This is a genomic window from Flavobacterium azizsancarii, from assembly GCF_027980145.1.
In the GTDB taxonomy this organism is placed as follows: Bacteria; Bacteroidota; Bacteroidia; order Flavobacteriales; family Flavobacteriaceae; genus Flavobacterium; species Flavobacterium azizsancarii.
This window is the reverse complement of the sequence record NZ_JAMZNK010000013.1, coordinates 83,359-107,572: the sequence shown is the minus strand read 5'-3', so window position 1 is coordinate 107,572 and position 24,214 is coordinate 83,359. Positions and strand designations below refer to the sequence as shown.

The 24,214-nt window shown below is 33.4% G+C and carries 27 protein-coding genes; 22 read left to right on the top strand and 5 right to left on the bottom strand.

Features of this window, described 5'->3' with window-relative positions; translation table 11 throughout:
- Positions 1-25 precede the first annotated feature (25 nt).
- From NJT12_RS10555 to purU, 7 genes are all read left to right on the top strand, one after another.
- Entirely contained in the window at positions 26-673 is a 648-nt protein-coding gene (locus NJT12_RS10555) for a hypothetical protein (RefSeq protein ID WP_271335865.1), read from the top strand.
- A gap of 116 nt (positions 674-789) precedes the next feature.
- Complete coding sequence (locus NJT12_RS10550; RefSeq protein ID WP_271335864.1) at positions 790-1,212, top strand: cytochrome c oxidase assembly factor Coa1 family protein; 423 nt, start codon at positions 790-792, stop codon at positions 1,210-1,212.
- 102 nt (positions 1,213-1,314) lie between these two features.
- Positions 1,315-1,935: a hypothetical protein gene (locus NJT12_RS10545; RefSeq protein WP_271335863.1), complete on the top strand. Its 621-nt coding sequence runs from the start codon at positions 1,315-1,317 to the stop codon at positions 1,933-1,935.
- Between the two features lie 25 nt (positions 1,936-1,960).
- Positions 1,961-2,518, top strand: a complete 558-nt coding sequence (locus NJT12_RS10540) for a hypothetical protein (RefSeq protein WP_271335862.1) — start codon at positions 1,961-1,963, stop codon at positions 2,516-2,518.
- 106 nt (positions 2,519-2,624) lie between these two features.
- A complete protein-coding gene (locus tag NJT12_RS10535) occupies positions 2,625-2,825 on the top strand; it encodes a hypothetical protein (protein ID WP_271335861.1) in 201 nt (66 codons plus the stop codon).
- A gap of 260 nt (positions 2,826-3,085) precedes the next feature.
- Positions 3,086-3,808 (top strand): DUF4197 domain-containing protein, encoded by a 723-nt coding sequence (locus NJT12_RS10530; protein ID WP_271335860.1) that lies wholly within the window; start codon positions 3,086-3,088, stop codon positions 3,806-3,808.
- A 96-nt stretch (positions 3,809-3,904) separates the two neighbouring features.
- A complete protein-coding gene (purU, locus tag NJT12_RS10525) occupies positions 3,905-4,759 on the top strand; it encodes a formyltetrahydrofolate deformylase (protein WP_271335859.1) in 855 nt (284 codons plus the stop codon).
- A gap of 449 nt (positions 4,760-5,208) precedes the next feature.
- Here the strand turns inward: purU and NJT12_RS10520 are convergent, their stop codons facing one another.
- Positions 5,209-6,702: a catalase gene (locus tag NJT12_RS10520; protein ID WP_271335858.1), complete on the bottom strand. Its 1,494-nt coding sequence runs from the start codon at positions 6,700-6,702 to the stop codon at positions 5,209-5,211.
- A 674-nt stretch (positions 6,703-7,376) separates the two neighbouring features.
- Here NJT12_RS10520 and NJT12_RS10515 point away from each other — a divergent pair.
- Both NJT12_RS10515 and NJT12_RS10510 read left to right on the top strand, forming a co-directional pair.
- Positions 7,377-8,387: an aldo/keto reductase gene (locus NJT12_RS10515; protein ID WP_271335857.1), complete on the top strand. Its 1,011-nt coding sequence runs from the start codon at positions 7,377-7,379 to the stop codon at positions 8,385-8,387.
- 216 nt (positions 8,388-8,603) lie between these two features.
- A complete protein-coding gene (locus NJT12_RS10510; protein WP_271335856.1) occupies positions 8,604-9,524 on the top strand; it encodes a helix-turn-helix domain-containing protein in 921 nt (306 codons plus the stop codon).
- Positions 9,525-9,760: 236 nt separating this feature from the next.
- Here the strand turns inward: NJT12_RS10510 and NJT12_RS10505 are convergent, their stop codons facing one another.
- From NJT12_RS10505 to NJT12_RS10495, 3 genes are all read right to left on the bottom strand, one after another.
- The gene (locus NJT12_RS10505; protein ID WP_271335855.1) at positions 9,761-10,561 is read right to left on the bottom strand and encodes an ABC transporter substrate-binding protein; all 801 of its coding nucleotides are present in this window, start codon (positions 10,559-10,561) and stop codon (positions 9,761-9,763) included.
- 174 nt (positions 10,562-10,735) lie between these two features.
- Entirely contained in the window at positions 10,736-11,563 is an 828-nt protein-coding gene (gene pyrF, locus NJT12_RS10500) for an orotidine-5'-phosphate decarboxylase (protein WP_271335854.1), read from the bottom strand.
- 115 nt (positions 11,564-11,678) lie between these two features.
- Positions 11,679-13,862: a DUF5723 family protein gene (locus NJT12_RS10495; RefSeq protein WP_271335853.1), complete on the bottom strand. Its 2,184-nt coding sequence runs from the start codon at positions 13,860-13,862 to the stop codon at positions 11,679-11,681.
- 162 nt (positions 13,863-14,024) lie between these two features.
- Between NJT12_RS10495 and NJT12_RS10490 the strand changes: the two genes are divergently transcribed.
- From NJT12_RS10490 to NJT12_RS10440, 11 genes are all read left to right on the top strand, one after another.
- Positions 14,025-14,501: a Dps family protein gene (locus NJT12_RS10490; protein ID WP_271335852.1), complete on the top strand. Its 477-nt coding sequence runs from the start codon at positions 14,025-14,027 to the stop codon at positions 14,499-14,501.
- 106 nt (positions 14,502-14,607) lie between these two features.
- Positions 14,608-14,793, top strand: a complete 186-nt coding sequence (locus NJT12_RS10485; protein WP_055098382.1) for a CsbD family protein — start codon at positions 14,608-14,610, stop codon at positions 14,791-14,793.
- 158 nt (positions 14,794-14,951) lie between these two features.
- Positions 14,952-15,503 carry a helix-turn-helix domain-containing protein gene (locus NJT12_RS10480; RefSeq protein WP_271335851.1) on the top strand — a complete coding sequence of 184 codons (552 nt, stop codon included), beginning with the start codon at positions 14,952-14,954 and terminating at the stop codon, positions 15,501-15,503.
- A gap of 20 nt (positions 15,504-15,523) precedes the next feature.
- Complete coding sequence (locus tag NJT12_RS10475; protein ID WP_271335850.1) at positions 15,524-15,973, top strand: response regulator; 450 nt, start codon at positions 15,524-15,526, stop codon at positions 15,971-15,973.
- Between the two features lie 10 nt (positions 15,974-15,983).
- On the top strand, positions 15,984-17,768 hold the full coding sequence (locus tag NJT12_RS10470; RefSeq protein WP_271335849.1) for a sensor histidine kinase: 1,785 nt from the start codon (positions 15,984-15,986) through the stop codon (positions 17,766-17,768).
- Between the two features lie 411 nt (positions 17,769-18,179).
- On the top strand, positions 18,180-18,746 hold the full coding sequence (locus NJT12_RS10465) for a DUF4142 domain-containing protein (protein ID WP_271335848.1): 567 nt from the start codon (positions 18,180-18,182) through the stop codon (positions 18,744-18,746).
- 38 nt (positions 18,747-18,784) lie between these two features.
- Positions 18,785-19,432: a porin family protein gene (locus NJT12_RS10460; RefSeq protein WP_271335847.1), complete on the top strand. Its 648-nt coding sequence runs from the start codon at positions 18,785-18,787 to the stop codon at positions 19,430-19,432.
- Positions 19,433-19,464: 32 nt separating this feature from the next.
- Positions 19,465-19,617 (top strand): lmo0937 family membrane protein, encoded by a 153-nt coding sequence (locus tag NJT12_RS10455; RefSeq protein ID WP_109746162.1) that lies wholly within the window; start codon positions 19,465-19,467, stop codon positions 19,615-19,617.
- A gap of 51 nt (positions 19,618-19,668) precedes the next feature.
- Positions 19,669-19,953 (top strand): YtxH domain-containing protein, encoded by a 285-nt coding sequence (locus NJT12_RS10450; RefSeq protein ID WP_271335846.1) that lies wholly within the window; start codon positions 19,669-19,671, stop codon positions 19,951-19,953.
- A 35-nt stretch (positions 19,954-19,988) separates the two neighbouring features.
- Positions 19,989-20,369 carry a hypothetical protein gene (locus NJT12_RS10445; RefSeq protein WP_271335845.1) on the top strand — a complete coding sequence of 127 codons (381 nt, stop codon included), beginning with the start codon at positions 19,989-19,991 and terminating at the stop codon, positions 20,367-20,369.
- Between the two features lie 23 nt (positions 20,370-20,392).
- Positions 20,393-20,752: a hypothetical protein gene (locus NJT12_RS10440; RefSeq protein WP_271335844.1), complete on the top strand. Its 360-nt coding sequence runs from the start codon at positions 20,393-20,395 to the stop codon at positions 20,750-20,752.
- Positions 20,753-21,323: 571 nt separating this feature from the next.
- Here the strand turns inward: NJT12_RS10440 and prfA are convergent.
- On the bottom strand, positions 21,324-22,400 hold the full coding sequence (gene prfA, locus NJT12_RS10435) for a peptide chain release factor 1 (RefSeq protein ID WP_271335843.1): 1,077 nt from the start codon (positions 22,398-22,400) through the stop codon (positions 21,324-21,326).
- Between the two features lie 782 nt (positions 22,401-23,182).
- Here prfA and NJT12_RS10430 point away from each other — a divergent pair.
- Both NJT12_RS10430 and NJT12_RS10425 read left to right on the top strand, forming a co-directional pair.
- Complete coding sequence (locus NJT12_RS10430; protein WP_271335842.1) at positions 23,183-23,638, top strand: hypothetical protein; 456 nt, start codon at positions 23,183-23,185, stop codon at positions 23,636-23,638.
- Between the two features lies 1 nt (position 23,639).
- Positions 23,640-24,146, top strand: a complete 507-nt coding sequence (locus tag NJT12_RS10425) for a hypothetical protein (RefSeq protein ID WP_271335841.1) — start codon at positions 23,640-23,642, stop codon at positions 24,144-24,146.
- The last annotated feature ends 68 nt before the right edge of the window (positions 24,147-24,214 follow it).

Below are 24,214 nucleotides of genomic sequence, written 5' to 3'. Positions count from 1 at the left end.
TATTAATAACAAAACCTTTTAAACCATGAAAATCACAACCATTAAATCATTTTTATTCTTTATTGTTTTAGGCTTAACAGCTTGTTCTTCTAATGATTCTGACAATGACGAAACTACTATTCCTAAACAAAATTCGTACGATTATTATGTTGATGCAGCAATGCAAAAATCAATCAACCAACTTGGTATAACCATTCACAAAGGTTCGACTCCTCCTAACGTAGAAGGCATTTATAAAATTGATCCCTTTCGCTGTACTATGTCTAATTTTACTGATGCATTGTTAGGTGTCACTCTTGGTACATCAACACTTACATTATCCAACCAAAATACAGCCAAATTAAGTGTTGATTTCAAAAATCTTACTATTTACACTAATGACTCTACAAATGAAATATGGGAAGGAAAAGGTTCTTTTATATCTGGTGAAGGCAATAAATTCTCAATCCTGCTGCATAGCAATGGCGAACTAGACAGAGGCTCTTATATCGCAAAATACCAAAATCTGATTATTTTATCCGGAGAACTTGACATACAAAACAATCAGATTAAAGGAATCAAAGATGTACAAATGGCATCGATTATGTCTGATGATTATGGCGATCCACATACCACTTTGATAGAAATTGGACAAGGCCGTTTGTTTACTAATAGTTATGCCGCCGTGAAGTAATTAAAATTCGTTTAAATAGAATTATCTTGATTTTCAATCTAAAAATCATTTGTATTTAAATCTTAATTAACAGTATCTTTCTATCTTTAAACCTGAATCTAAAATAAAATTTATTTATGGAAGACGATTATGTTGAAGTAAGAAAAAGTTGGTGGGAGAGAAACTGGAAATGGTTTGTACCAACAGGATGCGTAAGCCTATTGTTGATTTTTGTACTGTTTATAGTCAGTATTTTCTTTGGAGTTACCTCAATGATGACAAATTCTGATGCTTATAAAGAAGCAATGACCAAAGCACAAAAGAACAAAGTGGTAATTGAAAAACTGGGAAGTCCCATTGAAGATGACGGAATGACTTCGGGCAGTATTAATACAGCAAACGGCGACAGCGGAAATTGTGATTTACAAATTCCGATCAAAGGACCTAAAGGAAAAGCGACTTTATTTGTTGTTGCTGAAAAAAAAGGTACCTGGAAGTATAGCGAAATGACGGTTGTTATTCAAAATACAAAAGAGGAAATTGATTTACTCAAAAAATAATTACATAAAAATTCAGGCAGATTTCTTTAATTAGGTATCTGCCTTTTTTATTGATAAAATAAAACCAGATATAGTATCTTTATAGGCAACAAATTTCCAATCATGAATATCCGCCTAATAGCTTTATTATTTTTTTTAAATTTTTATCCCTCAGTATTTTCTCAAACAAATACCATAATTCATAAAACAGTAAACCAATCCTCTGCAGAGAATGACAATCAGGATATTTATATAAAAATATTGTGGTTAGACCAAAACGGTAGTCTCCAGCTTAATACGAATTATATTAAAACATTAACAGAGCCGCAACGCGCAGCCTTAGGATACATTGCAACTGATGTTAGTAATGAATGTTATTGGGATGGAGAAAAAAAAGCAGATGAAAGTAATTTAAAATGTAAATTTCTCTCGGCGCTAAATTTAGGTTATCAATGCTCTGAAAAACATGTATCATTTTTGAAAAAATGGTTTAGCGAAGATCAAAAAGTTTTGGCAAGACTGCAATATTGTCAAAAAACAGAATCCTCATCAAAAATTCAGGATCGTTTTTCCGAAATTAAAATGATTACTACTAAGGATACCATCAAAATTCTTTACAGTGCAATTGGTGAAGATTCTGAAAAACAAAAAATATGGAGATGGCAAGAAGAATCAACTTATTCTTTTACAAAAACCGGAATTAAACAAATAAACCGTAAAAACATTAATGGCGAGTATAACTAAAACTGTATTTACTGACCAAAAACAAATGAAATTATTTTTGTTATATCTTAGTTTTCTGCAATGTATTTGCGCAACTGCACAATCTGACGCTCAGTATCATGCCTACACAAACAGTATAAAACAATTCTCAAAACCTGTCCGGATTTTATCTAATTATATTAATAAAGAAGGTAATGGCCCGATTGAATTTACAAATGCTAAAAAACAAATACTACGTTTTAGGGTAATGAATCAAAAATTACAAATACAACATGGCGGCGTTGTTTATCAGCTTTTTTATTATAAAAATGATTATTTACAGCGAATTGAAACATTTGATATTAATGGCAATTTAGCAGGAGAAAGAGAATCAAAAAATGAAGCCGGAATAACGTTTATTATTGAAAAGCCAGCTTTATACTTAAAGAAAAAGAAACTCATTGATGCTGAAGAAGGAAACATTGATTTAAAGGATGATACCAGCGAAAAAATTATAAGGGTAGAATTATTCGATCATAATAATCTGCCCATAAGAGAGTTTCAACCTACTTATATCTCAAGCAAAATGTATTGGAATTATAATGTCAGGATGTATTGGCCGTAATTTTAAGGTTCTGAGTGGCTAAGATTCTAAGTTATTTCAAACGTAATTTATCTCATTCCGGAGATAAAAGATCACAAAACCTTGCAAAATTAATTAGATCAAAATTATGGCAAAAGAGCTAATCGCTGCCCAACTAACTTCTCTTTGGATTGGTGGTTTTTTCTTTTGGATCATAAAAGGTTTCAAAGGAAAATTAAAGGACCAATTTATATTACAATTCGAAAAAAGAAACATTTGGTCGGGTTATGTTATCCAACTCCTACTTGTAGTGATATTTGCTTTTTTAATGATTCGACAAGAACTTTAAAAATACAAAAACCGTAATATAATGAGAAACATAAATCTTCTAATCCAGCCCAATAGAACTGAAAATCCTTTTGCTTTTTCCTTTAAAAAGTATAAGAGCACTTCACTTAATATTTATTTTATTTGGTGTTCAGTGAACCTCGTTTAAAACGGACGCCAGCACTAATGTTAATTTTAAAACAAATTGTTTGTTCTGCCTAAAGAAAATTGTGGCTTTGTTTTTGAATAAGTAGTATTTTTGAAACTTAATAAAAACTACTAATGAAAAAGATTTTAATATTATCTCTTCTATTTTCTCTAATTTCCCATGCTCAGGTAAAGGAAACTTTAGCACAAAAACTATCAAAATTATCTACTCAACTTTCAGGAGTTGGCGGAGTTGATATTGCTTCTGGATTAAAAGAGGCTTTAAATAAAGGAATTACACAACAAGTGAGTAAATTGACTGCCGAGGATGGTTTTTATAAAAATGAAGCTGTAAAAATATTAATGCCGGAAGAATTGCAAAAAGTCGATGCTACATTGCGCAGAATCGGATTATCATCTCTTGCTGATGAAGGGATTAAAGTATTAAATCGTGCTGCTGAAGATGCTGTAAAAGAAGCTACTCCAATTTTTGTTTCGGCTGTAAAAAACATGTCGTTTACAGATGCTAAAAACATCTTATTAGGAAATGAAAGTGCTGCAACCAGTTATCTGCAAAAAGGTACTACAACTGCTTTGTACGGAAAATTTAATCCGGTAATTAAAAGCTCTTTCGCAAAAGTGGGCGCTGATGTAGTCTGGAAAAATATCATCAATAAATACAATACTATTCCTCTGGTAAAAAAAGTAAATCCTGATTTGACTGATTATACAACGAATCAAGCATTGGCGGGTGTTTTTAAAATGATTGCTGTCGAAGAAAAAGATATTCGTACCAATATTAATGCAAGAACAACGCCTTTACTACAAAAAGTATTTGCAATGCAGGACAAAAAATAATTTTTTTGTCGTTTAAACCGTTTTATCCGTAATTACCGGTCGTGCATTTAAGCGATTAAACAAATTAACAATTAACCGATTAACTATTAACTTGAAATGCAAAAAATAACCATTCTGATTCACTGCAAAGACCAAAAAGGAATTATCGCCGCAGTGACGACTTTTATCGCTAAAGTAGAAGGAAACATAATCTATATCGACCAACATGTTGATGTAGAACAAAATGTATTTTTTATGCGATTAGAATGTGAACTGACCAATCATAATATAACAATTGAAGGTCTGAAAGCTGATTTTGATAAAACTATTGCGTCTGATTTTAATATGTCTTGGGATTTGTACAATCAGGAACAAAAACCAAAAATGGCATTGTTTGTATCTAAATACGACCACTGTTTATTCGATATTTTAGGACGTTACAGTGCCGGGGAACTAAATGTTGAAATTCCGGTAATTATAAGCAATCATAATGATTTAAGATCGATTGCAGAACGTTTTGACATTCCGTTTCACTGTGTACCTTTTACAAAAGAAACTAAGGAAGAAGGCGAAGCCAAACAAATTGAATTATTACAGCGATATCAAATTAACTTTATCGTTTTGGCCCGCTATATGCAGATTATTACACCTAAACTGATTGCACTTTACGAAAATAAAATCATCAATATTCATCATTCGTTTTTACCTGCTTTTCCAGGTGCAAAACCGTATCACTCCGCTTTTAAACGTGGTGTGAAAATTATTGGGGCAACCAGTCATTATGTTACGGCAGAATTAGATGAAGGTCCGATTATCGAACAGGATATTGCGAGAGTTTCACACATACATTCCGTTGATGATTTTATCATGAAAGGTCGTGATTTGGAACGTATTGTTCTGGCTCGCGCTATAAAGCTGCATGCAGAACGTAAGACAATGGTTTATAGTAACAAGACAGTTGTTTTTTCTTAGTAACAACTAAGTTTCTAAGTTTTTTTTAACCGTAAAATACGCGAAAAGTTACGCAAAGGCCGCTAAGTTTTTTATGTTTAATGTTGATGATTTTACGAAGATCGCAAAGCTTTGTCTATAATTATTGGCCACGGATTAGGCAGATTTAGACTGGTTTTCACTGGTTTTCACTGGTTTATTTTCTGTAAATCTAACTATTAAACCAAACTGAATCCGCCCCCTACACTATAGATAAAGTCAAAGGCTTTTATAGTTCCGAAGGAACAAATTATATTGTAGGGCTGGACTTTAGTCCAGTTTACATAAAAATATTTATTTATATCAAATAGCAAACCCGATAAATTTTAAAGATCTATCGGGTTATTTTTTTGAAATATGTTGAGGATTTAGAAAACCGAATCTTTGTCAAAATTTAAAACTTTGATAAAGATTGTTGTCTCTATAAAAACCTATCTCACTTCGATTAGTAATCTTGGATCAGAAAAATTATTTACTTCCTCCATGGTCATTCCCAGCGCATTTGCAACTCCTGTTCCGTATGCCGGATCAGCTTTATAGCAATTTCTGATGTGACGTACCTGAATGAATTTCTGCGCCCCTCCTACTTGTCCGGCGGTATTTTTGAACAACAATTGTTTTTTCTCATCGGTTAGTAAACGGAATAATAAACCTGGCTGAGTAAAATAATCGTTATCATCATCCCTGAAATTATGCGCATATGCATCGCCATGAAGTGCCAATGGTGGTTCTTTGAATTCAGGTTGTTCCTGCCATTCTCCAAAACTATTTGGTTCGTAATGTTTACGTCCTCCATTATTTCCGTCTACACGCATTGCACCATCTCTGTGAAATGTATTATACGGACATCTGGATGAGTTTACGGGAATTTGATAATTGTTTACTCCTAAACGGTAACGATGCGCATCTCCATAAGAAAACAAACGCGCCTGCAGCATTTTATCCGGCGAAAAACTAATTCCGGGAGGTACGTGCGCCGGATTAAAAGCAGCTTGTTCTACCTCAGCAAAATAGTTTTCAGGATTTTTATTTAATTCGAACTCTCCAACAGGAATTAAAGGAAAATCTCCTTTTAACCAAACTTTAGTCAAATCAAAAGGATGGAAACGATATGTAGATGCTTGTTCTTCGCTCATGATTTGAACGAACATTTTCCATTTTGGAAAATTACCTTCTTCTATCGCATCAAACAAATCTCTTTGATGACTTTCTCTGTCGCCACCTACTAACACAGCAGCTTCTTCATCAGATAAATTATCAATTCCTTGTTGCGATACAAAGTGAAATTTTACATAATTTCTTTCGTTTTGAGCATTCAGGAAACTAAAAGTATGACTCCCAAATCCGTGCATTTGTCTGTACGATCTCGGAATTCCCCTATCACTCATTACAATTGTAACCTGATGTAAAGATTCAGGTAATAAAGTCCAAAAATCCCAATTGTTATCAGCACTTCTTAAATTAGTTCTTGGATCACGTTTTACAGCGTGATTTAAATCTGGAAACTTCATTGGATCACGAAAAAAGAAAACGGGTGTATTATTACCTACCAAATCCCAATTTCCTTCGTTTGTATAAAATTTCAAAGCAAAACCACGAATGTCTCTTTCGGCGTCAGCGGCACCTCTTTCACCTGCAACTGTTGAAAAACGGGCAAACATCTCTGTTTTCTTTCCAATTTCCGAAAATATATCAGCTCTTGTGTATTTTGAGATATCATGAGTTACAGTAAAAGTCCCATAAGCCCCGGACCCTTTCGCATGCATTCTTCGTTCCGGAATTACTTCGCGGTCAAAATGCGCCATTTTTTCTAAAAACCAAAAATCTTGCAATAAAACAGGTCCACGAGGTCCTGCTGTTTGAATATTTTGATTGTCCGGAACGGGAGTTCCTGTTGCAGTTGTTAATTTTTTGTTTAAATCCATATTGCTGATATTTAATGTTTTATCAAATATACAAACTTATATATACGATATTCATAACCAAAATTGATTGTTATTATATTTTAATAATTAAAAACTATTTAATATTACAGAAAGCTCAGAAACAAGTATTCTAAAATCTTAACTTATGTTCAACAAAGTAATAACAAAACCTTAACAGCTAAACGTTCATATATATCTGATCTTTGTAGTGTAATAAACTGGTTATTTATTATTTTGGTTTTGGTTAGTTAAATGATGCCGGCGTCTTCGAGATGCCGGCATTCTTTTTTTATAGCAAGTTTTGTTTTTTGCTCCAAGTTTTCTTTGTTTCAGGTTTTCTTTGTTTGCTTCGCCTGTTCGGCTTTCAGCCTCGGGTCAGGTTGCTTGACTTTGAACTTAGTTTTACCACAGAGTTTCACAAAGTATTTTCTATTATACAATATAGTATACATAAAGCTTTGTGAAACTCTGTGAAATCTTCGTGTTACTCTGTCGTAAAAAAATGTGGTAAAAAAACTATCCAACAACTTGAAACCTGACCCGAGTCTGAATACAACCTGAAACTTCCTTTCCTCATTTTGGATACAACTACAAGAGATTTAGATACTTTATAAAAGTAATACTCACGGATCTTTGTCTTATAATTTTCAAACTAAAAACTTAAAACAGAAATTATGAGTACTATCCACAAAATAAAATTAGGAAATCAAGGGCTTGTTGTTCCCAATATTGGTTTAGGCTGTATGGGAATGACTCAGATTGCCGGTGCTGACATTTATGGTAAGGCCGATGAAAAAGAAGCGATTGCTACTATTCACCGTTCGCTTGAATTGGGCGGAAACTTTTTAGACACCGCAGATTTGTATGGACCTCTACACAACGAAAGATTAATTGCAAAAGCCATAAAAGGCAATAGAAACGCTTATAGTATTGCTACTAAATTTGGTTTTGAAATTGACGATAACGAACAGCTTACCTGGAAATTTAACGGTAAAAAAGATTATGTAAAGAAAGCGGTAGAACGTTCTCTAAAAAACTTAGGAACAGATTATATCGATTTGTATTATTTGCACAGACTTGATCCAAATACACCAATCGAAGAAACTGTTGCTGCTATGGCAGAATTGGTTAAAGAAGGAAAAGTAGGTTATATTGGCTTATCTGAAGTTTCATCCCAAACCATTCGCAAAGCCCATGCAGTTCATCCTCTAACTGCTATTCAAACCGAATATTCTTTATTTGAAAGAAGTGCCGAAGATGATGGAATATTAGAAACCCTTAAAGAATTAGGAATTGGTTTTGTTGCTTATTCTCCGCTTGGAAGAGGTTTTATTTCGGGAGATATTAAAAGCCCTAATGATTTCCCGGATGATGATTTTAGAAAAGCGTTACCTCGTTTTCAGGGACAACAATTCGAGAAAAACATTCAATTGGTAAATGAAATCAAAAAAATGGCTGAAGAAAAAGAAATAACAGCTTCTCAATTGGCAATTTCATGGATTGTTTCGAAAAATATCCTGCCTATTCCGGGAACAAAACGAGTAAAATATGTCGAAGAGAATATTGCCGCAGCCCAAACAACGCTAACTAAGCAAGAAATGGATCGTTTAGAAAAAATCATACCACTGGGAACCGAAACCGGAATGCGTTATGATGCCGCTAATATGGCTTCTGTTGACCAATAATACTTTGAGATGGCGCGCAGATGGTACTGATTCGCTAAAGCGAAAACGCAGATTTATAAAGATTTTTTTATCGTAAATTTTATTGTTTGCGTATTTCAGGCAAAGCCGAAAGTTTGAAAGTAATCATAAAACCAAATCATTAATTTCTTAGGAAAAGTTATCTTTACGATAGCTTTTCCTTTGTATATTTTATTTGAATATCCTATCTCTCTTATCATGAAAAAAGAAGCCCATATTCCGTATACTATTCACTCGATTTCAGAAATGCATTCCCTGCTAAAGATTCCAAAGCCGGAACATCCTTTAGTAAGTTTTGTCGATTTAAGTAAAATAAGCTGCCATTTTGATGACAATCTAAAAAGTGTTGTTTATGATTTCTATACGGTTTGCATTAAAAAAGGTTTTACCGGAAAAATGCGATACGGACAAAATTATTATGATTTTGATGAAGGCGTAATGACTTTTATGTCACCCGGACAGGTTATTTCTACTGAAGTTTCTGTTGACACTTCTGTGTATGGAGCCATGTTGGTGATTCATCCTGACTTTATCCAAAACTATCCTTTGGCCAAAAACATTAAAGATTACGGCTACTTCTCGTATGCAGTAAATGAAGCTTTGCATCTTTCTGACAAGGAGGAAACGATGGTTAGAAACATTATGCAAAACATCGAACAAGAATACACGTCCTCTATTGATGCTTTTAGTCAGGACGTCATGGTTTCGCATATCGAATTGCTTCTTAATTATTGCAATCGTTTTTACAACCGCCAATTCATCACCCGAAAAAGTGCCAACAACACACTTTTGACTAAATTAGAAACCTTGCTTTGTGACTATTTTGAAAGTGATAAAGTACAGCAATTCGGATTGCCAACTGTCGCTTATATCTCTGATGAATTAAATGTTTCCCCTAATTACCTTAGTGATATGTTACGTTCTCAAACTGGTCAAAGTACACAACATCACATTCATAATAAAATTATCGAAAAAGCAAAAGAATTGCTCAGTACCACATCTTTAAGCGTAAGTGAAATGGCGTATCAACTGGGTTTTGAATATCCGCAATCTTTCAATAAATTATTTAAAAGCAAAACCAATGTCTCGCCTTTAGAATTCAGAAGTTCGTTTAATTAATTTTTAAATTAAAAAACCTATTTTATTCGCAAAGATTCGCAAAGACTTACGCAAAGTTCGCAAAGGTTTATTTGATAATATATAAGTAGGTAAAGTTCGAAAAGCTAAATCAACACAAAACTTTGCGAACTTCTCTTTTTTATAAAAACTTAATAGTAAAAAACTTTACGGACTTTGCAGTAAAATTATGTTCTAAGTCATGCAAACCTGAAACTTGAAACAAGATAAACCTGAAACTAATTTTTCAGTCTTTCGTGCAGAATTTTAAAATACGGAAAAGCCTTGAGTAATCTACTCCCGTGCCAGGAGAACATTTCGCCATCTACAAAAATAGTTTTGGCGTGATGTGTAAATCTTCCAATCTCAAAAGCGTCTTCTTCTTTAAAAGGATAGGGTTCTGATGAAAGTAAAACCAAATCAGGATCACCTTCAATGCGCATTTTTTTTATTTCGACTTCAGGATAACGCCCTTTGTCTTCGTAGATATTCGAGAAGTGATTTAACTTTAATAATTCATTAATATAAGTATCTTTTCCTGCTACCATAAACGGATTTTTCCAGATAAAATAAGCTGCTTTCTGTACCGGAATATCCTGAACATATTTTTTGAAATCGCTTAAAGCGAAAGCCAGTTTGTCATTCCATTTTTGAGATTCTGTCCTGCAATTAAAGAGTTGTCCAAAATCTGAAATCATTTGAAAATTATCTTCTATCGTAATAATATTCGTTACCCAAACCGGACAAATCGCACTTAATTGATCGACGATTTCCTGTGTGTTTTCTTCTTTATTGCAAATAATAATATCAGGCTGAAGCAATTTAATCTTCTCAAAATGGATTTTCTTGGTTCCACCCACCATTTTCTTAGTCGATTTTAAATGATACGGATGTACACAAAACTTGGTGATTCCTATGATTTTTTCTTCTAAACCTAAATCATACAGTAATTCTGTTTGAGAAGGCACTAAAGAAATAATACGTTTAGGGGTTTTCTCAAAAGAATGTAAAGTACCAAGCTGATCAGATAATTGTTTCATTTGAATTTTGTTTCAGGTTTTCTTTGTTTCAAGTTTTATGATTGTGTTTTTCTACCACAGAGTTACACAAAGTTTTTCACAGAGAAACTCGAAGAAAAATAAAGCAAAAAACTTTGTGAAGCTTTGCGAAAAACTTTGTGTAACTCTGTGGTAAATTGTGTTCAAAGTAAAACCTTAAACCTGAAAGTTTAAACGAATAATTTCTTCCATTTCCTTTTGTACTTTCAATGCTTCTTCTCTTGCTTTTTCGGCAAAGTCAGTTCCTTTTGAGGCGTAGATAATCGCTCTTGCTGAATTTACTAATAAACCAACTTGATCGTTCATTCCGTATTTGCAAACTTCAGATAAACTTCCGCCCTGAGCGCCAATTCCGGGAACTAATAAGAAGCTATCCGGAACAATTTTTCTGATATCAGCAAAATATTCGGCTTTTGTAGCACCAACCACATACATTAAATTGTGGCTATTTTTCCATGTTTTAGAAGTTTCTAAAACCTGTTTGTATAATTCTTTTCCGTTTGTTGTCAACGTCTGAAAATCAAAAGCACCTTCGTTAGAAGTTAGTGCTAACATGATAGTATGTTTGTTTTCGAAAGCCAAAAATGGCTCTACCGAATCTTTTCCCATATAAGGAGCAACAGTTACACTATCAAAATTCAGGTCTTCAAAAAAAGCTTTCGCATACATGCTGGACGTATTTCCTATATCGCCACGTTTTGCATCTGCAATCGTGAAAATTTCAGGAAAATTCTCATTGATATAGTTGATTGTTTTTTGCAAAGACATCCATCCTTTTATACCATAAGCTTCAAAAAATGCAGTGTTGGGTTTGTATCCCACAGCCAAATCATGTGTAGCATCGATTATGGCTTTATTGAATTCGAAAATAGGATCTTCGGTTTCTAATAAATGAGATGGAATTTTACTTAGATCGGGATCTAATCCAACGCATAAAAATGATTTTTTTAAAAGGATTTGTTCGTGTAGTTGTTGTGTTGTCATTCTTGTTTTTTTAGTTCTTCTACTACTTTAGAAAGGATTCTATTTTAGAAGTACGCAAAAATAAAAAAAGCCATTCAATTACGAATGGCTTTTTAGTTTTATATTCAATTCAGGCTTACAAATTACCTAAATAAACAATTTCTGTTCTTCTGTTCTCTGCTCTTCCGGCAGCAGTTTTATTAGATGCAACTGGTTTTGTTGCTCCAAAACCTTGCGAAGTCAGATTATCCGGATTTACTCCTTTGGCAATCAAGGCATCCATAACTACTTTTGCTCGCGCTTCAGATAATTTCTGGTTTGCTTTAGGATTTCCAACATTATCAGTATGTCCGTTGATCGCAAATTTAGCATTTGGATAATTTTTCAAAATCTCTTTGATCGCGTCTAACCTTCCTGAGGTTACACCTTTTTTAGCATCGCTTAACGTTGCTTTTCCTGTAACGAAAAAGATCGATTTAGCTTCTACTTTTAATTTCTCCAGAGTAGCTTTTGTAACCTTAGGACAACCTTTATTTTCTGCAGGGCCAGCAATTAGCGGACATTCGTCGATATTATCCGGAACTCCGTCTTTATCTGCATCTAAAATCGGGCAACCTTTATTTTCTGCAGGACCTGCAATAGTTGGGCAAGCATCATCTTTGTCTAAAACGCCATCTCCATCTGTATCCGGCCAAGGACAGCCTTTGTTTTCTATCGGACCGGCAATTGTTGGGCAAGCATCTACATTATCGAGCAGCGTATCTCCGTCAGAATCTTTCCAGGGACAACCTTTATTCTCTGCAGGACCAGCAACATCCGGACAGGCATCGTCTTTATCAAAAACACCATCTTTATCTGTATCCGGCCAAGGGCATCCGTTGTTTTCTACAGGACCCGCTACTTTTCTACAAGCATCTTCTTTATCTATGATTCCGTCTCCGTCTGTATCTTTGAATTTCTTTTCATAAACCGGAATTTTCATCCCTAGATAAAAATCAGCTGCTTTTGAATCTTTCGAGGCTAAATTGGTAAGAATAGAACCAGAACCAATAAAGAAAGCTCCAGCGCGTAATCCTGAACCAACCTGCATTCCGCTATACTCCATATACGTTATTGGCACATAAAAACTGAACCATCTGCTTTCGTAGCGAGGTGTCAGGGTGATACGATCAGCGATTCCGTAACCATTTATTTTATTGGCAGAAACCATATTGATATCTCCGTTAAGATTCAGGTAGAATTTCTTGTACATATTCCAGTCTACATCAGCGTGAAGTGCTGTAGGCAAGTTTGTTTTTGTACCTTTTATAGAAGCTATTTTAGTATAATGCTCATTCAGGAAATCATAGAAATTGCCCGCATCATTAATCATTTCCTGAGTGATGGTACCATTTACATTGTAAACATCCTCTCTTGAATTTTTATAATTAATTGATCCGATATCGGTAACAGATAATCCAAAACGTAATTTGTATTTGTTTAAATCCCTAAAATTATTGTCGGCCGATTTTGCCTTGCTCAAATCATATTGATCATAATCCGGTCTCCATTCGTACACCAATCCAAAATCAAAACCAAATCCCATTGACTTTGGGTCAAAATCATAATCCTCTTTTGCTTCGAAATCCTGACTTGTTCCCACAGTAATTTGTCCGTTAGAGACAAGAGTTCCCTGTTCAGGATTTACTGTATTTTCATTATAGACAACACTAACATCCTTGCCTTTTACATATCCGTTTACACCACCCTGCAAATATTTGGCTGTTAAACCTCCTTTTAAAAAATGCTGGTCTTTTTGGTATAAAACTGTTGCATACGAAAGTCCAACTTCTGCCCAGGTGTTTGAAGCTCCGTTTGGATTACCGGCATTAAAATTAAAATCGCTTGCTTTATCCAGACCGTCTTTTACCTGATCTACAAGGCTACCGTTTATATTTCTTAGATTAGTCACAGATCTTGCGCGCGTAAATAACGCAATAGTATGCTTGGGAGCAATATTGAACATGAAAGAAGGTCCCATAATATCAAAATTAGCAATACCATTATTGGCACTTTTTGGCGTTATTTTAGACTGGCTGTCAAAATCATATCCTTTCTTATAAGTATCAAAAATGTTTACTCCATATAAGTCATTTCCTACTGAGCCGCTTATAGAAAACAAATTAACATCAGTTTTAAAACGAGAATCGGCAATAGAAGCCGGATTAAAAAGCACACTTTGTACACCTGCATAATTATCATGCGTATACCCAATATAAGACTGGGCTGTGGCCGAAAATGAAATTGCAATAAGTATTAAACTAAGTAATTTTTTTTTCATTAAAATTTTGGTTTTTATATAAATTCGGGGGCAAAACTACACTTTTAGATCTACACAAAGGTTACCGTAACATTGAATTCATGTAACATCTGGTATTAATTATGTAAGAAAAATTTAATGGTTGTATTCTATTTTTGATAACGAACATAAAATCAAACAATTATGACTCCACATATCGGAATAACGCCAGAAAACTTAAAGAAGAGTACCTCTATATTAGCCACGATTTTATCTAATGAAATGACGCTTTACGTAAAAACGAGAAAATTTCATTGGAATATTTCCGGAAATAGTTTTATGGAGTTGCATAAATTGTTTGAAGAACAGTATCGAATTTTAGAAGCTAATATTGATGAAGTTGCTGAACGCATTAGCCAGCTTGGCGAAAAAACGATTGGAACAATGAATGAGTTTATCGAAAATTCTACTCTAAAAGAATCTCCAAAAGAATATGCTTCGCAAAAACACATGCTTGGAGAGCTTTTAGAAAACCATGAACAATTGGTAACCGAATTTAGAGAATATGTTCCGGCTTTTGAGAGTGACAATAACAATGATATTGGTTCTGCTGATTTTGTGACTGGTTTGCTTCAACAACACGAAAAAATGGCTTGGGTTTTGCGCCGTTATCAGGTCTAAAAAAAACATCAAATGTGAATTATGAAACGCTTTTCAAAATTCATATAACAAGCAAACAAAGAAGATTTCGGAATTTTACAATATTATAAATACAAAAAACTATATCATGAATACTACAGAAATAAAAGGTAACTGGAATGAGTTAAAAGGAAAATTGAAACAACAATATGCAGATCTTACTGATGATGATTTGTTGTACGATGAAGGAAAAGAAGACGAAATGTACGGAAAACTTCAACAAAAACTCGGAAAAACTAAAGATGAGGTTCGCAAAATCATTGCAGATTTGTAAGACCTTATAAATCAACTACAAATACCGTCTAGTACAACAATATTAGGCGGTATTTTTTTGAGACTTTTATTTAAATTCATTCATATGCTTCATTGCTTGCAAGCATTAAACTCTGTAACCAAAAATAAATTAATTATCTTTAACAAAATTTCTATAAAATGAAACTATTTATAAAGTTCGACATCAACACTATTTGCTCACTTTTTTTGAAACAAAACCTGGAACAACAAAATGTTAATTTTACAACTCTGGGATTTGGCGAGATAGAAATTGCTGACAATATAGATGCTGATGCACTCGAGACTTTAAAAAATAATTTATTGCCTTGTGGTTTTGAAGTTGTTGAAAATCAGAAAAGTGTTCTGGTTCAAAAAATAAAAGACGCTATAATCGAGCTTGTTTTCATGGAAGACAGCAATAATTATAAAAGTTCTGTGTTTCTAGCAGAGAAATTAAACCACAGTTACGGCTATTTATCAAATGTTTTTTCGGAAGTGACTTACTCGTCTATCGAAAATTTTATCATTTTACAGAAAATTGAAAGAGCCAAACAATTAATTATTATTAATGAAATGAGTTTGACCGAAATTGCTTTTTTACTTAACTACTCGAGTGTTGCGCATTTGAGTACTCAGTTTAAGAATACAACCGGAATTACGCCATCGGCTTTTCAGAGGATAATTAAGAAACGTAGAGAAAATTTAAAATAAAACCCAAATACCACACTAAAATGCAAAAAAACGCATTATACATTTTATTGGCTGATGATGATGAAGATGATCGTCTTTTTTTTAAGGATGCTTTTGAAGAAATAAAAATTCAGACAAAAGTAGACTTTGTTCATGACGGAATGCAATTAATGGAGCATTTGATGGATCCAAATGCGAAATTACCCGATATATTGTTTCTGGATTTGAATATGCCTAAAAAAACAGGTAAAGAATGTTTGATCGAAATTAAAAAAACGGAACACCTTAAAAATATTATTATTGCCATTTATTCTACTTCATCATCAGAAGAGGATATTGAGGATACTTTTATTCAGGGTGCCAATATTTATATCAAAAAACCAAGCGATTTTAACACGCTTAAAAAAATAATTAATGAAGTCGTTACAGTAAACTGGCACTACCATACCTCTGGGTTAAACCGTGATAATTTCCTGCTTCGATTAAAATAATAGCATACCAATGAAATGGATACCAAATTTTAATTCTTCAAACTCATTGAGAGTTATTTTTGTAATCGCGGTTTTCATTCTGTTATTTCTTTCATCTATTGCTTACAAACACAATAAGGATTTAGACGAATCCAGCAAAGTTGTAATGCATACGTACGAAATAAACATTCAATTAGAGCGATTAATGTCGGCGATTAAGGATGCTGAAACAGGGCAGCGTGGTTATATAATTACACGAAATGCACGATTTTTGACGCCTTATATTTATTCGCGTGATAAAGTAAACACTTCATTTATTACCTTAAAAAAACTTACTACGGACAATCCGAAACAGCAAAAAAATCTTGAAAAATTATTTAAGCTAATTATTCAGCGTTTTGTTTCTTTTGAAAATTGTCTAAAATACAGCGATCCTAAAACATATGATAAGCGAAAACTCGACAATCATATGTTTGGTGGTCGAATCCTGATGGAAAACATTCGTTTTCAGGTGGACGAAATGAACGATATCGAGAAAAATTATCTGGCAAAAAGACTTAAGATTTATGCTGCAGAAATTTCCTTGAGTCCCCTATTTTCTATTTCCCTGTTTTTGGTTGCGTTACTTTTTATTCTGTTGGCTTACAGACAAATTAGCCGTGATTTTGAACGTTTGAAAATCTACAATAAAAAACTTTTGATTTCGAGCGGACTAATGGCTGAATCTGAAAGCATTGGTAAATTCAGCACCTGGCAATGGGATTTAGATTCTGACAAAATCGATTATTCAGACAATCAATATCGTTTACTGGGTTATGAGCCAAATGCGTTTGTGCCTGTAAAAGAAACTTTTCTTGAGTTTGTACATCCTGATGACAAAGAAAAGGTAGCGAAATCTATGGAAAACATTGTCGAGAAAAAACAACTACCATTTGTTTACTATAAAATTACACGTCCGGATTATGAAATAAGATATTTTAAATCTACCGGAAAACTTTTGACGGATCAACAAGGAAGCAAAATTTTACTTGGAATTAATTTTGATATTACCGATGAACATTTACTGAACATCGAACTTCAGGAACGTAACAGAGAATTAGAAAAAAGCAATAAAGAACTGGCGTCATTTAATCATGTTGCAAGTCATGATTTGCAGGAACCTCTTAGAAAAATACAAACTTTTGTATCCCGAATTTCTGAAGCCGATAAAGCGGTTTTATCTGAAAGTGCCAAAGCTTATATTTCTAAAATAGAAGTTTCGGCAAAAAGGATGCGTGTTTTAATAGACGACTTACTTTTATTCTCGAGAACGAATACAACCAAAAAAGAGTTTATAAAACTAAGCTTAAATGAACTTCTTGAAAATGCCGAGTCTGAACTGGCTGAAATCATCGAAGAAAAGAAAGCTGTTATTACAGTTTCTAAATTGCCTAAGCTGGCGGTTATTCCGTACCAAATCGAACAGCTTTTTATAAACCTGATTGGAAATTCCTTAAAATACAGTCAACCGGATACGGTACCTGAAATTAAGATTGAAAGTGAAAAAGTAAACTCGGCAGATTATCCGGATTTATTAGAGCCCAATGTAAAGAAATTTCATAAAATTACCTTTACTGATAACGGAATGGGGTTTGATCCTCAGTTCAAGGAAACCATATTTGTTTTGTTTCAGCGTTTGCACTCTAAAACAGATTATCCCGGAACCGGAATTGGCCTGGCGATTTGCAAAAAAATCGTAGACAATCACAAAGGTCATATTATAGCCGATAGTACACCTAATAAAGGTTCGGTTTTTACAGTGTTTCTTCCGGAGTAGTTTTTTTTAGTTTACAGTTTACTGTCGCAGTTTACAGTTTAAAAAAAAATTGCAGTCACAGCTTACAGTCACAATTTTAAACTGATCACTGAGACTGATTACTGACACTGATTACTGAGACTAAATACTGATCACTGAGGCTGATTACTGAGACTGAAAACTCCCCAAAAAAAAATCTGTAAGAAAAAGAATTTTACTTTATTATAAAAAAATATAAAAGGAAGCCATCAGTCGAACTGATGGTTTCCTTTTTTTATGGACAAATTTTTCTTCAATAATTACCTGTAAAACAAAGAACTGAAAGCGCAAATAATCTCATTATGGGAATTATATAAACATTCGTTTTTATGCTGTAAAGCAAAACGTTTGATTCGTTAGCATCTTTGTAATGTAATACTTTATGAAGTAATAATGAAAGCAGCGCCCCAATTGAAAGCGATATTTTTTAGATTTTTTTTATTGATAATTTTAGTTTGTATTTCATCATGCAAGAAAACCAATCCAATAGAAAATTCATTAAAAAGTGAAGCTTTTGTAAAAACGGAAAAAGAAGAAATCGAAGCTTTCTTTTTTATTGCAACAGCAAATGTGACTAAATCAATTATTTCAAAAAGCCAAATTGCACAACAAAAAAGTTCAGATTTTGCGATACAGGATTTAAGTCGAAAAACAGAGATCGAACAAACAGAATTGTTACAGGAAGTTTCAAAATTAGCCAATAAAAAGCTCATTATTATTACTGAAATAAATGCAACACACAAAAGAGATTTATACGATTTGATCGATTCTAACATTACAAGTTTTAACAAAATTTATTTGACTTCTATGGCTGAATCTTTAAAAGAACAAATTAATCTGTTTGAATCAATTTCGAAAGAGACGAACGACAAGGAAATACTAAAAATTGTATTGCACTATTTACCTGAACAATATCAGATCTTACGCGAAATGCAAAGGATCAACAACGAGATTATTTAAATGCCTATATATCTATTATTAACTAAATTATTTTAACTATGAAAATGCAATCAAATTTTTTATGCGCCTTAACACTTTTTTTAACAGCTTCATTTGGAATGCTACACGCTCAGGACAATAATGTAAACACAGAATTTGGTATAAAGGGAGGATTCAATATGTCGAACCTATATCAAAGCAATGCTGATGACAATAATGTATTATACGGATTTAACGCCGGGGTTTATGCAACATTACCTATTTCTGATTATATCGCCATTCAACCAGAGATTTTGTTCACTACAAAGGGTGCAAAATTAGAATATGACAGTGCTTTACTTTCTGGAGACGCAAAATTCAAACTTAATTATATCGAAGTTCCTTTATTAGTAAGAGTAAATATTACTAAAAACTTTAATATTCATGCCGGTGGTTATGCTTCATATTTAGTAAGTTCTAAAGTAACTGGTAGCGGAGATGTTAGTTTTGAACAAGACATTGACAGAGATGACCTCAACAAGTTTGATGCTGGTATTGCAGCAGGTGTTGGAGTAGATTTTGACCCAATCAGTATTGGTGTACGTTACAACTACGGATTAACAAATGTTGGTAAAGAAAGAACTGATGCAATAACAGGAACAACTTATACATTTCCGGATGCAAAAAACAGCAACCTGACTGTATACTTATCATACAAGTTAAACTAGAAAACAATTATTAACCCCTTAATATAAAAACCATGTCTAATTTATTATATACAATCGCAGTAATTCTGGTTATTCTTTGGGCTCTTGGGTTCTTTGTTTATAGCTTAGGAAGTATCATTCATATATTATTAGTCATTGCCATTATCGCAATACTATTCAGACTTATCAAAGGTCGTGAAGTTTAAAAAAAATCAACATTATAAATAATAATTATATTAATCACTAAATCAAATATTATGAAAGCAAGTAACACAATTTTAGGAATTTTAGGAGCTGCAGCTGCAGGAGCGTTTTTAGGTGTATTATTCGCACCGGACAAAGGATCAAACACTAGAAAAAAAATCAAAGATAAATCGAAAGATTACGGAGATGATTTAAAATCAAAACTTGACGGTATCGTTAGTACTCTTTCTTCAAATGGTAAAGAAATCATCGAAGAAGGAAAAGCAAAATTCAACCAGGCAAAAGAAGATTTTAATGCTGTCAAAGATGAAGCAAAAAATGTAAAAACGAACTACTAAGAAGTGAAATTTTTAAATCATAAATACCCTCTATCATGGAATCAGATGCAACAACAAACGAGAACTTAAATCTTTATGAAAAAGCAGAAAACTATACCAAAACGAGTTTAGAGTTAATTAAACTCAAAACGGTATCAGCCACAGCAGATGTCTTATCAACATTAACATCAAGAATAGCAGTTGGCGCTGTTGTTGCATTTTTTACCTTGTTCCTGAACATTGGGATTAGTTTATGGCTTGGAAAAGTACTTGGAGAGTATTATTACGGTTTTTTTGCCGTGGCATTATTTTACCTCATTGTTGCCATTGTCATGCACAAGGCGCAGCATAAGCTTATTAAAACTCCTATTGGAAACATGATTGTTTCCAGTATTCTTAAAGAAACTAAAAAAGACATTAAATCTGATTCAAATTAATCGAAAAACTAAAAAAGACTGTTATGGAAACTATTTATACACTTGATTCATTAGATCAGAAGATACGTTTATTAGAAGATCGACAGGACGCCGAGTGGTGCGCCATTAAGGATGAAATCGATGAAATTAAGCACAACTTAAAACCTCTTAACCTCATCAGGAATACCGTTGAAGAAATCAACGAAACAGTAGGTTTCAAAAGCAATCTGGCACAATCTGCCATAAGCATCGGGATAGGTTACCTCGCAAAAAGATTTGTTGTAGGTAAAAGCACTTCGATGTTCAAAGGCATTTTTGGATCGCTATTGCAACTTGTCGTTACTAATTTAGTTTCTAAACCACATCATGAATCCCCAAACGAGGAATCATCACAAAAAGAATAATCAAAAGAGTAATTGTCTAACTAAAAATTATATATTATGGAAAAGCTTAGCGAAATAGTATTAAAAAATGGTGTGTACATGTACTCAAATCTATATAAATGTTTTGAATATACGAGAGTATTTCTAGGTATCTAACTTGCTTTATACGTTTTATAAACAAACGGTTAAACAGTTAATATCCTTCACTATATATTTTTTTATTAAGGTTCAAAGGTACTAAGTTACAAAGGCGCAAAGGTTTCTTTGCAAGTCTAAAATAAGACTTATTACTGAACCAAAAAAGAGACTATTTCATATCTGAGATAGTCTCTTTTTCTTTAGAAGTGCAAAGGAACTAAGGTTCAAAGCGACAAAGGTTTCTTTGTAATCGTATAATAAGACTTCACTTCTTTTTCTCTATGGTTTTTTCGTTGATGAATATCTAAGTAAAAAAGATAACAAAAATCAAATCATTCGAACAAAAAAACAGCCTGTTTCACACAAGTGAAACAGGCTGTTTTTATAATTTAAAGAACTCCTAAAAGACACATTTGCTTTGCCTCCCTAAAACCTTTGAACCTTTGAACCTTCTTTAGAAAACTTCCGAAGCTTCTTTCAATTTCTCCATATTGTTTACCAATTGTAACTCGGCAACAATTTTCTGAATGTCACCATTCATAATATTTCCTAAATCGTATAATGTCAAACCAACTCTGTGATCTGTCACACGACCTTGTGCGTAGTTGTAAGTACGAATCTTAGCAGATCTGTCTCCAGAACTTACCTGAGATGTACGTTTTGTAGCATCTTCGGCCTCTTTCTTCGCCAATTCTTGTTCGTATAAACGAGAACGTAAAACCGTTAAGGCTTTATCTTTGTTTTTATGCTGTGATTTCTGATCCTGACACTGCGCCACTAATCCCGTAGGAATGTGCGTTAAACGTACCGCAGATTTCGTAGTATTTACAGATTGTCCGCCAGGTCCTGATGAACAGAAGAAATCAACACGAACATCGTTCATATCAATTTGTACATCAAACTCTTCCGCTTCCGGCAAAACCATTACCGTTGCTGCAGATGTATGCACACGACCCTGAGTTTCTGTCTGAGGAACACGTTGTACACGGTGTACTCCGGCTTCAAACTTCAAAGTTCCGTAAACATCCTCTCCGGATACCTCAAAAATAACCTCTTTGAAACCTCCAGAAGTTCCTTCGTTCATATCAACCACAGATGTTCTCCATCCTTGGTTCTCGCAATACTTTGTATACATTCTAAATAAATCTCCTGCAAAGATACTCGCTTCATCCCCACCCGTTCCGGCACGAATCTCGACCATCACGTTTTTAGCATCTTCTGGATCTTTAGGGATCAACATAAACTTGATTTCTTCCTCAAGTTCTGGCAATCTTTGTTTTGCTTCATCTAGTTGCATTTTGGCCATTTCGGTCATATCTGCATCACTTCCATCCGCAATAATTTCGTTTGCCTCATCTATATTAGCCATCAAAAGCACATATTCATCACGCTTTTCAGCCAATGCTTTCAGGTTTTTGTACTCTTGATTCAATTGCACATAACGTTTCTGATCAGAAATAACATCCGGCTGGATAATTAAGTCTGAAATCTCGTCGAAACGTTGTTTTACTATTTGAAGTCTATCTAACATTTTCTAATTCCTTTTATTGGAGTGCAAATTTACGAAATTTTTGTTTAAAATTCTATTATTGATTTATTGTGTTTTTTGAGGGGGAAATTTAGTGGGATTGTGATTGTTTTTAGGAGCCTGTTTCCTGCTATCCGTTACAATCTTTTGTTCCGAACCCCGGCACAAAAGGATTTTCACTTCTATCAGGGCTAGGGGTTTTATATCCTTTTCAGTGGTTTTAGAAATGAAGATTACAAAGTAGTTTTAGGATCAATTCTATTTTTAGCATTAAGTATATTCCTCCACATTCTTAAACTTCGCACGGTTAATGAAATTATTGTTGTAGAAGATGGTTTACAAAAAACAACTTTAGTTTCAGGTAAGGTAGAATTTATTCCTTTTTCGTCAATTGTAAGTATTCAAACAGAACGCATTCAAGGATTTTATAGTGAGTTAGGACAAATTACTATAGGTTATTTTGAAAGTACAGTTCTTCTTGAAAATGGTACACAATTATTTATTAACCCAGACTATGACAATCATCTGGAGATTGTTGTCGCAGTTAGGCATAATATTTAAAAAATGAAAACTCATTTTATAGACTCGTTGACTAATGAAAATTTTAAGGAAATCCAGCCGCAGTCTGTTTCCACCCGATTACGAAGTATTGCTGCTTAAAATCGTAATCATATCTGTAAATTCGAAAAAGCTAGATTCCTATTGTCGCTATTTTAAATTTGAATAACTTCACAAAATACAAAAAGTCTTAAATTTAAAGTTCGAACAGCATTTAGAAACAGTTTATGAAAAACAATTTTACATTGGGAATAATAGTCTTTTTAATAGGTATTATGACTAGCTGCAAAAGCGAAAATCAGGATTTTAAATTGTATTCCTGCGAATTTGATCAGTTTCAATATAACGACTCCCTCAACTACAGCAAATGGATTGATAACAAAGAAGATGCCCTGAAGACAAAACTTAATTTTGGTTCAGCACTCGACAAAAGAAATCTGGATAGTTTATACAAAGAAACTGCACAGTTTTTATTTATAGTTGGCGGCGGCGGAATCTATGTAGATATAGGTGATTGCACACCGAAAATTAAAAATGATACCTTACTTATAAAATACAAAGTAGATTTTACTACTGGTGCTGTAGGCGAAGCAGCTGCAACTTTTGCTTGTTTAGAAATCAACAAACAAAAATATCCAAACTACAAAAACATGAAAGTAATATATGTAAATCAGGATTTATAAAATGAAAATTATTCTGGAAAGAAATTTAGATTTCAAACAATTTCAAAATTTAATTGCTTTGACTTTTGTCACGGGAATGATGTTTTTGGGAATGGTTAACTCGGTTGATTTTAAATCTTATTATAGTTTTGAGATCATTTTATTTTTTTTGACTGCAATCTTCATTTCGATCTTATTTACCAAGAAAGGTTTATTTATAGAAAACCATAAACTTTATAATGTAGTTTTTTTATTTGGATTCAAGCTTCGAAAAACCCTTATCGAGATCTCAGATTTTCAACAACTTTTTGTGACCCAAGGAAACCTTTCAACTAATTATGCGTATACTTACAACATAAAAGCATTACGTAATTGGGAGCCGGATTTAAACTATTCGATACGTTGTTTTAATATATTTACGGCTGACGAAAATAAAACTAATAAAAAAAAGATTTTGACTTTGACTAAACCTGAAAAAGTAAAATTGGCAATTGATTTTATCGTTAAAAACACAAAACTAAATTATTAGCAAAACCATACTATTAGTGCAACTACGACCCCCTGACTACGAAGTATTTCTTCTTAAAAATCATAATC

Bases quoted from the DNA above. Each gene is read 5' to 3' on its own strand.
- NJT12_RS10450 (WP_271335846.1), top strand. From the start codon at position 19,669: ATGAAAGCAAGTAACACAATTTTAGGAATTTTAGGAGCTGCAGCTGCA.
- NJT12_RS10485 (WP_055098382.1), top strand. From the start codon at position 14,608: ATGAATACTACAGAAATAAAAGGTAACTGGAATGAGTTAAAAGGAAAA.
- NJT12_RS10430 (WP_271335842.1), top strand. From the start codon at position 23,183: ATGAAAAACAATTTTACATTGGGAATAATAGTCTTTTTAATAGGTATT.
- purU (WP_271335859.1), top strand. From the start codon at position 3,905: ATGCAAAAAATAACCATTCTGATTCACTGCAAAGACCAAAAAGGAATT.
- NJT12_RS10455 (WP_109746162.1), top strand. From the start codon at position 19,465: ATGTCTAATTTATTATATACAATCGCAGTAATTCTGGTTATTCTTTGG.
- NJT12_RS10470 (WP_271335849.1), top strand. From the start codon at position 15,984: ATGAAATGGATACCAAATTTTAATTCTTCAAACTCATTGAGAGTTATT.
- prfA (WP_271335843.1), bottom strand. From the start codon at position 22,400: ATGTTAGATAGACTTCAAATAGTAAAACAACGTTTCGACGAGATTTCA.
- NJT12_RS10425 (WP_271335841.1), top strand. From the start codon at position 23,640: ATGAAAATTATTCTGGAAAGAAATTTAGATTTCAAACAATTTCAAAAT.
- NJT12_RS10460 (WP_271335847.1), top strand. From the start codon at position 18,785: ATGAAAATGCAATCAAATTTTTTATGCGCCTTAACACTTTTTTTAACA.
- NJT12_RS10505 (WP_271335855.1), bottom strand. From the start codon at position 10,561: ATGAAACAATTATCTGATCAGCTTGGTACTTTACATTCTTTTGAGAAA.
- NJT12_RS10475 (WP_271335850.1), top strand. From the start codon at position 15,524: ATGCAAAAAAACGCATTATACATTTTATTGGCTGATGATGATGAAGAT.
- NJT12_RS10510 (WP_271335856.1), top strand. From the start codon at position 8,604: ATGAAAAAAGAAGCCCATATTCCGTATACTATTCACTCGATTTCAGAA.
- NJT12_RS10490 (WP_271335852.1), top strand. From the start codon at position 14,025: ATGACTCCACATATCGGAATAACGCCAGAAAACTTAAAGAAGAGTACC.
- NJT12_RS10495 (WP_271335853.1), bottom strand. From the start codon at position 13,862: ATGAAAAAAAAATTACTTAGTTTAATACTTATTGCAATTTCATTTTCG.
- NJT12_RS10445 (WP_271335845.1), top strand. From the start codon at position 19,989: ATGGAATCAGATGCAACAACAAACGAGAACTTAAATCTTTATGAAAAA.
- pyrF (WP_271335854.1), bottom strand. From the start codon at position 11,563: ATGACAACACAACAACTACACGAACAAATCCTTTTAAAAAAATCATTT.
- NJT12_RS10545 (WP_271335863.1), top strand. From the start codon at position 1,315: ATGAATATCCGCCTAATAGCTTTATTATTTTTTTTAAATTTTTATCCC.
- NJT12_RS10465 (WP_271335848.1), top strand. From the start codon at position 18,180: ATGAAAGCAGCGCCCCAATTGAAAGCGATATTTTTTAGATTTTTTTTA.
- NJT12_RS10550 (WP_271335864.1), top strand. From the start codon at position 790: ATGGAAGACGATTATGTTGAAGTAAGAAAAAGTTGGTGGGAGAGAAAC.
- NJT12_RS10520 (WP_271335858.1), bottom strand. From the start codon at position 6,702: ATGGATTTAAACAAAAAATTAACAACTGCAACAGGAACTCCCGTTCCG.
- NJT12_RS10540 (WP_271335862.1), top strand. From the start codon at position 1,961: ATGAAATTATTTTTGTTATATCTTAGTTTTCTGCAATGTATTTGCGCA.
- NJT12_RS10555 (WP_271335865.1), top strand. From the start codon at position 26: ATGAAAATCACAACCATTAAATCATTTTTATTCTTTATTGTTTTAGGC.
- NJT12_RS10535 (WP_271335861.1), top strand. From the start codon at position 2,625: ATGGCAAAAGAGCTAATCGCTGCCCAACTAACTTCTCTTTGGATTGGT.
- NJT12_RS10515 (WP_271335857.1), top strand. From the start codon at position 7,377: ATGAGTACTATCCACAAAATAAAATTAGGAAATCAAGGGCTTGTTGTT.
- NJT12_RS10530 (WP_271335860.1), top strand. From the start codon at position 3,086: ATGAAAAAGATTTTAATATTATCTCTTCTATTTTCTCTAATTTCCCAT.
- NJT12_RS10440 (WP_271335844.1), top strand. From the start codon at position 20,393: ATGGAAACTATTTATACACTTGATTCATTAGATCAGAAGATACGTTTA.
- NJT12_RS10480 (WP_271335851.1), top strand. From the start codon at position 14,952: ATGAAACTATTTATAAAGTTCGACATCAACACTATTTGCTCACTTTTT.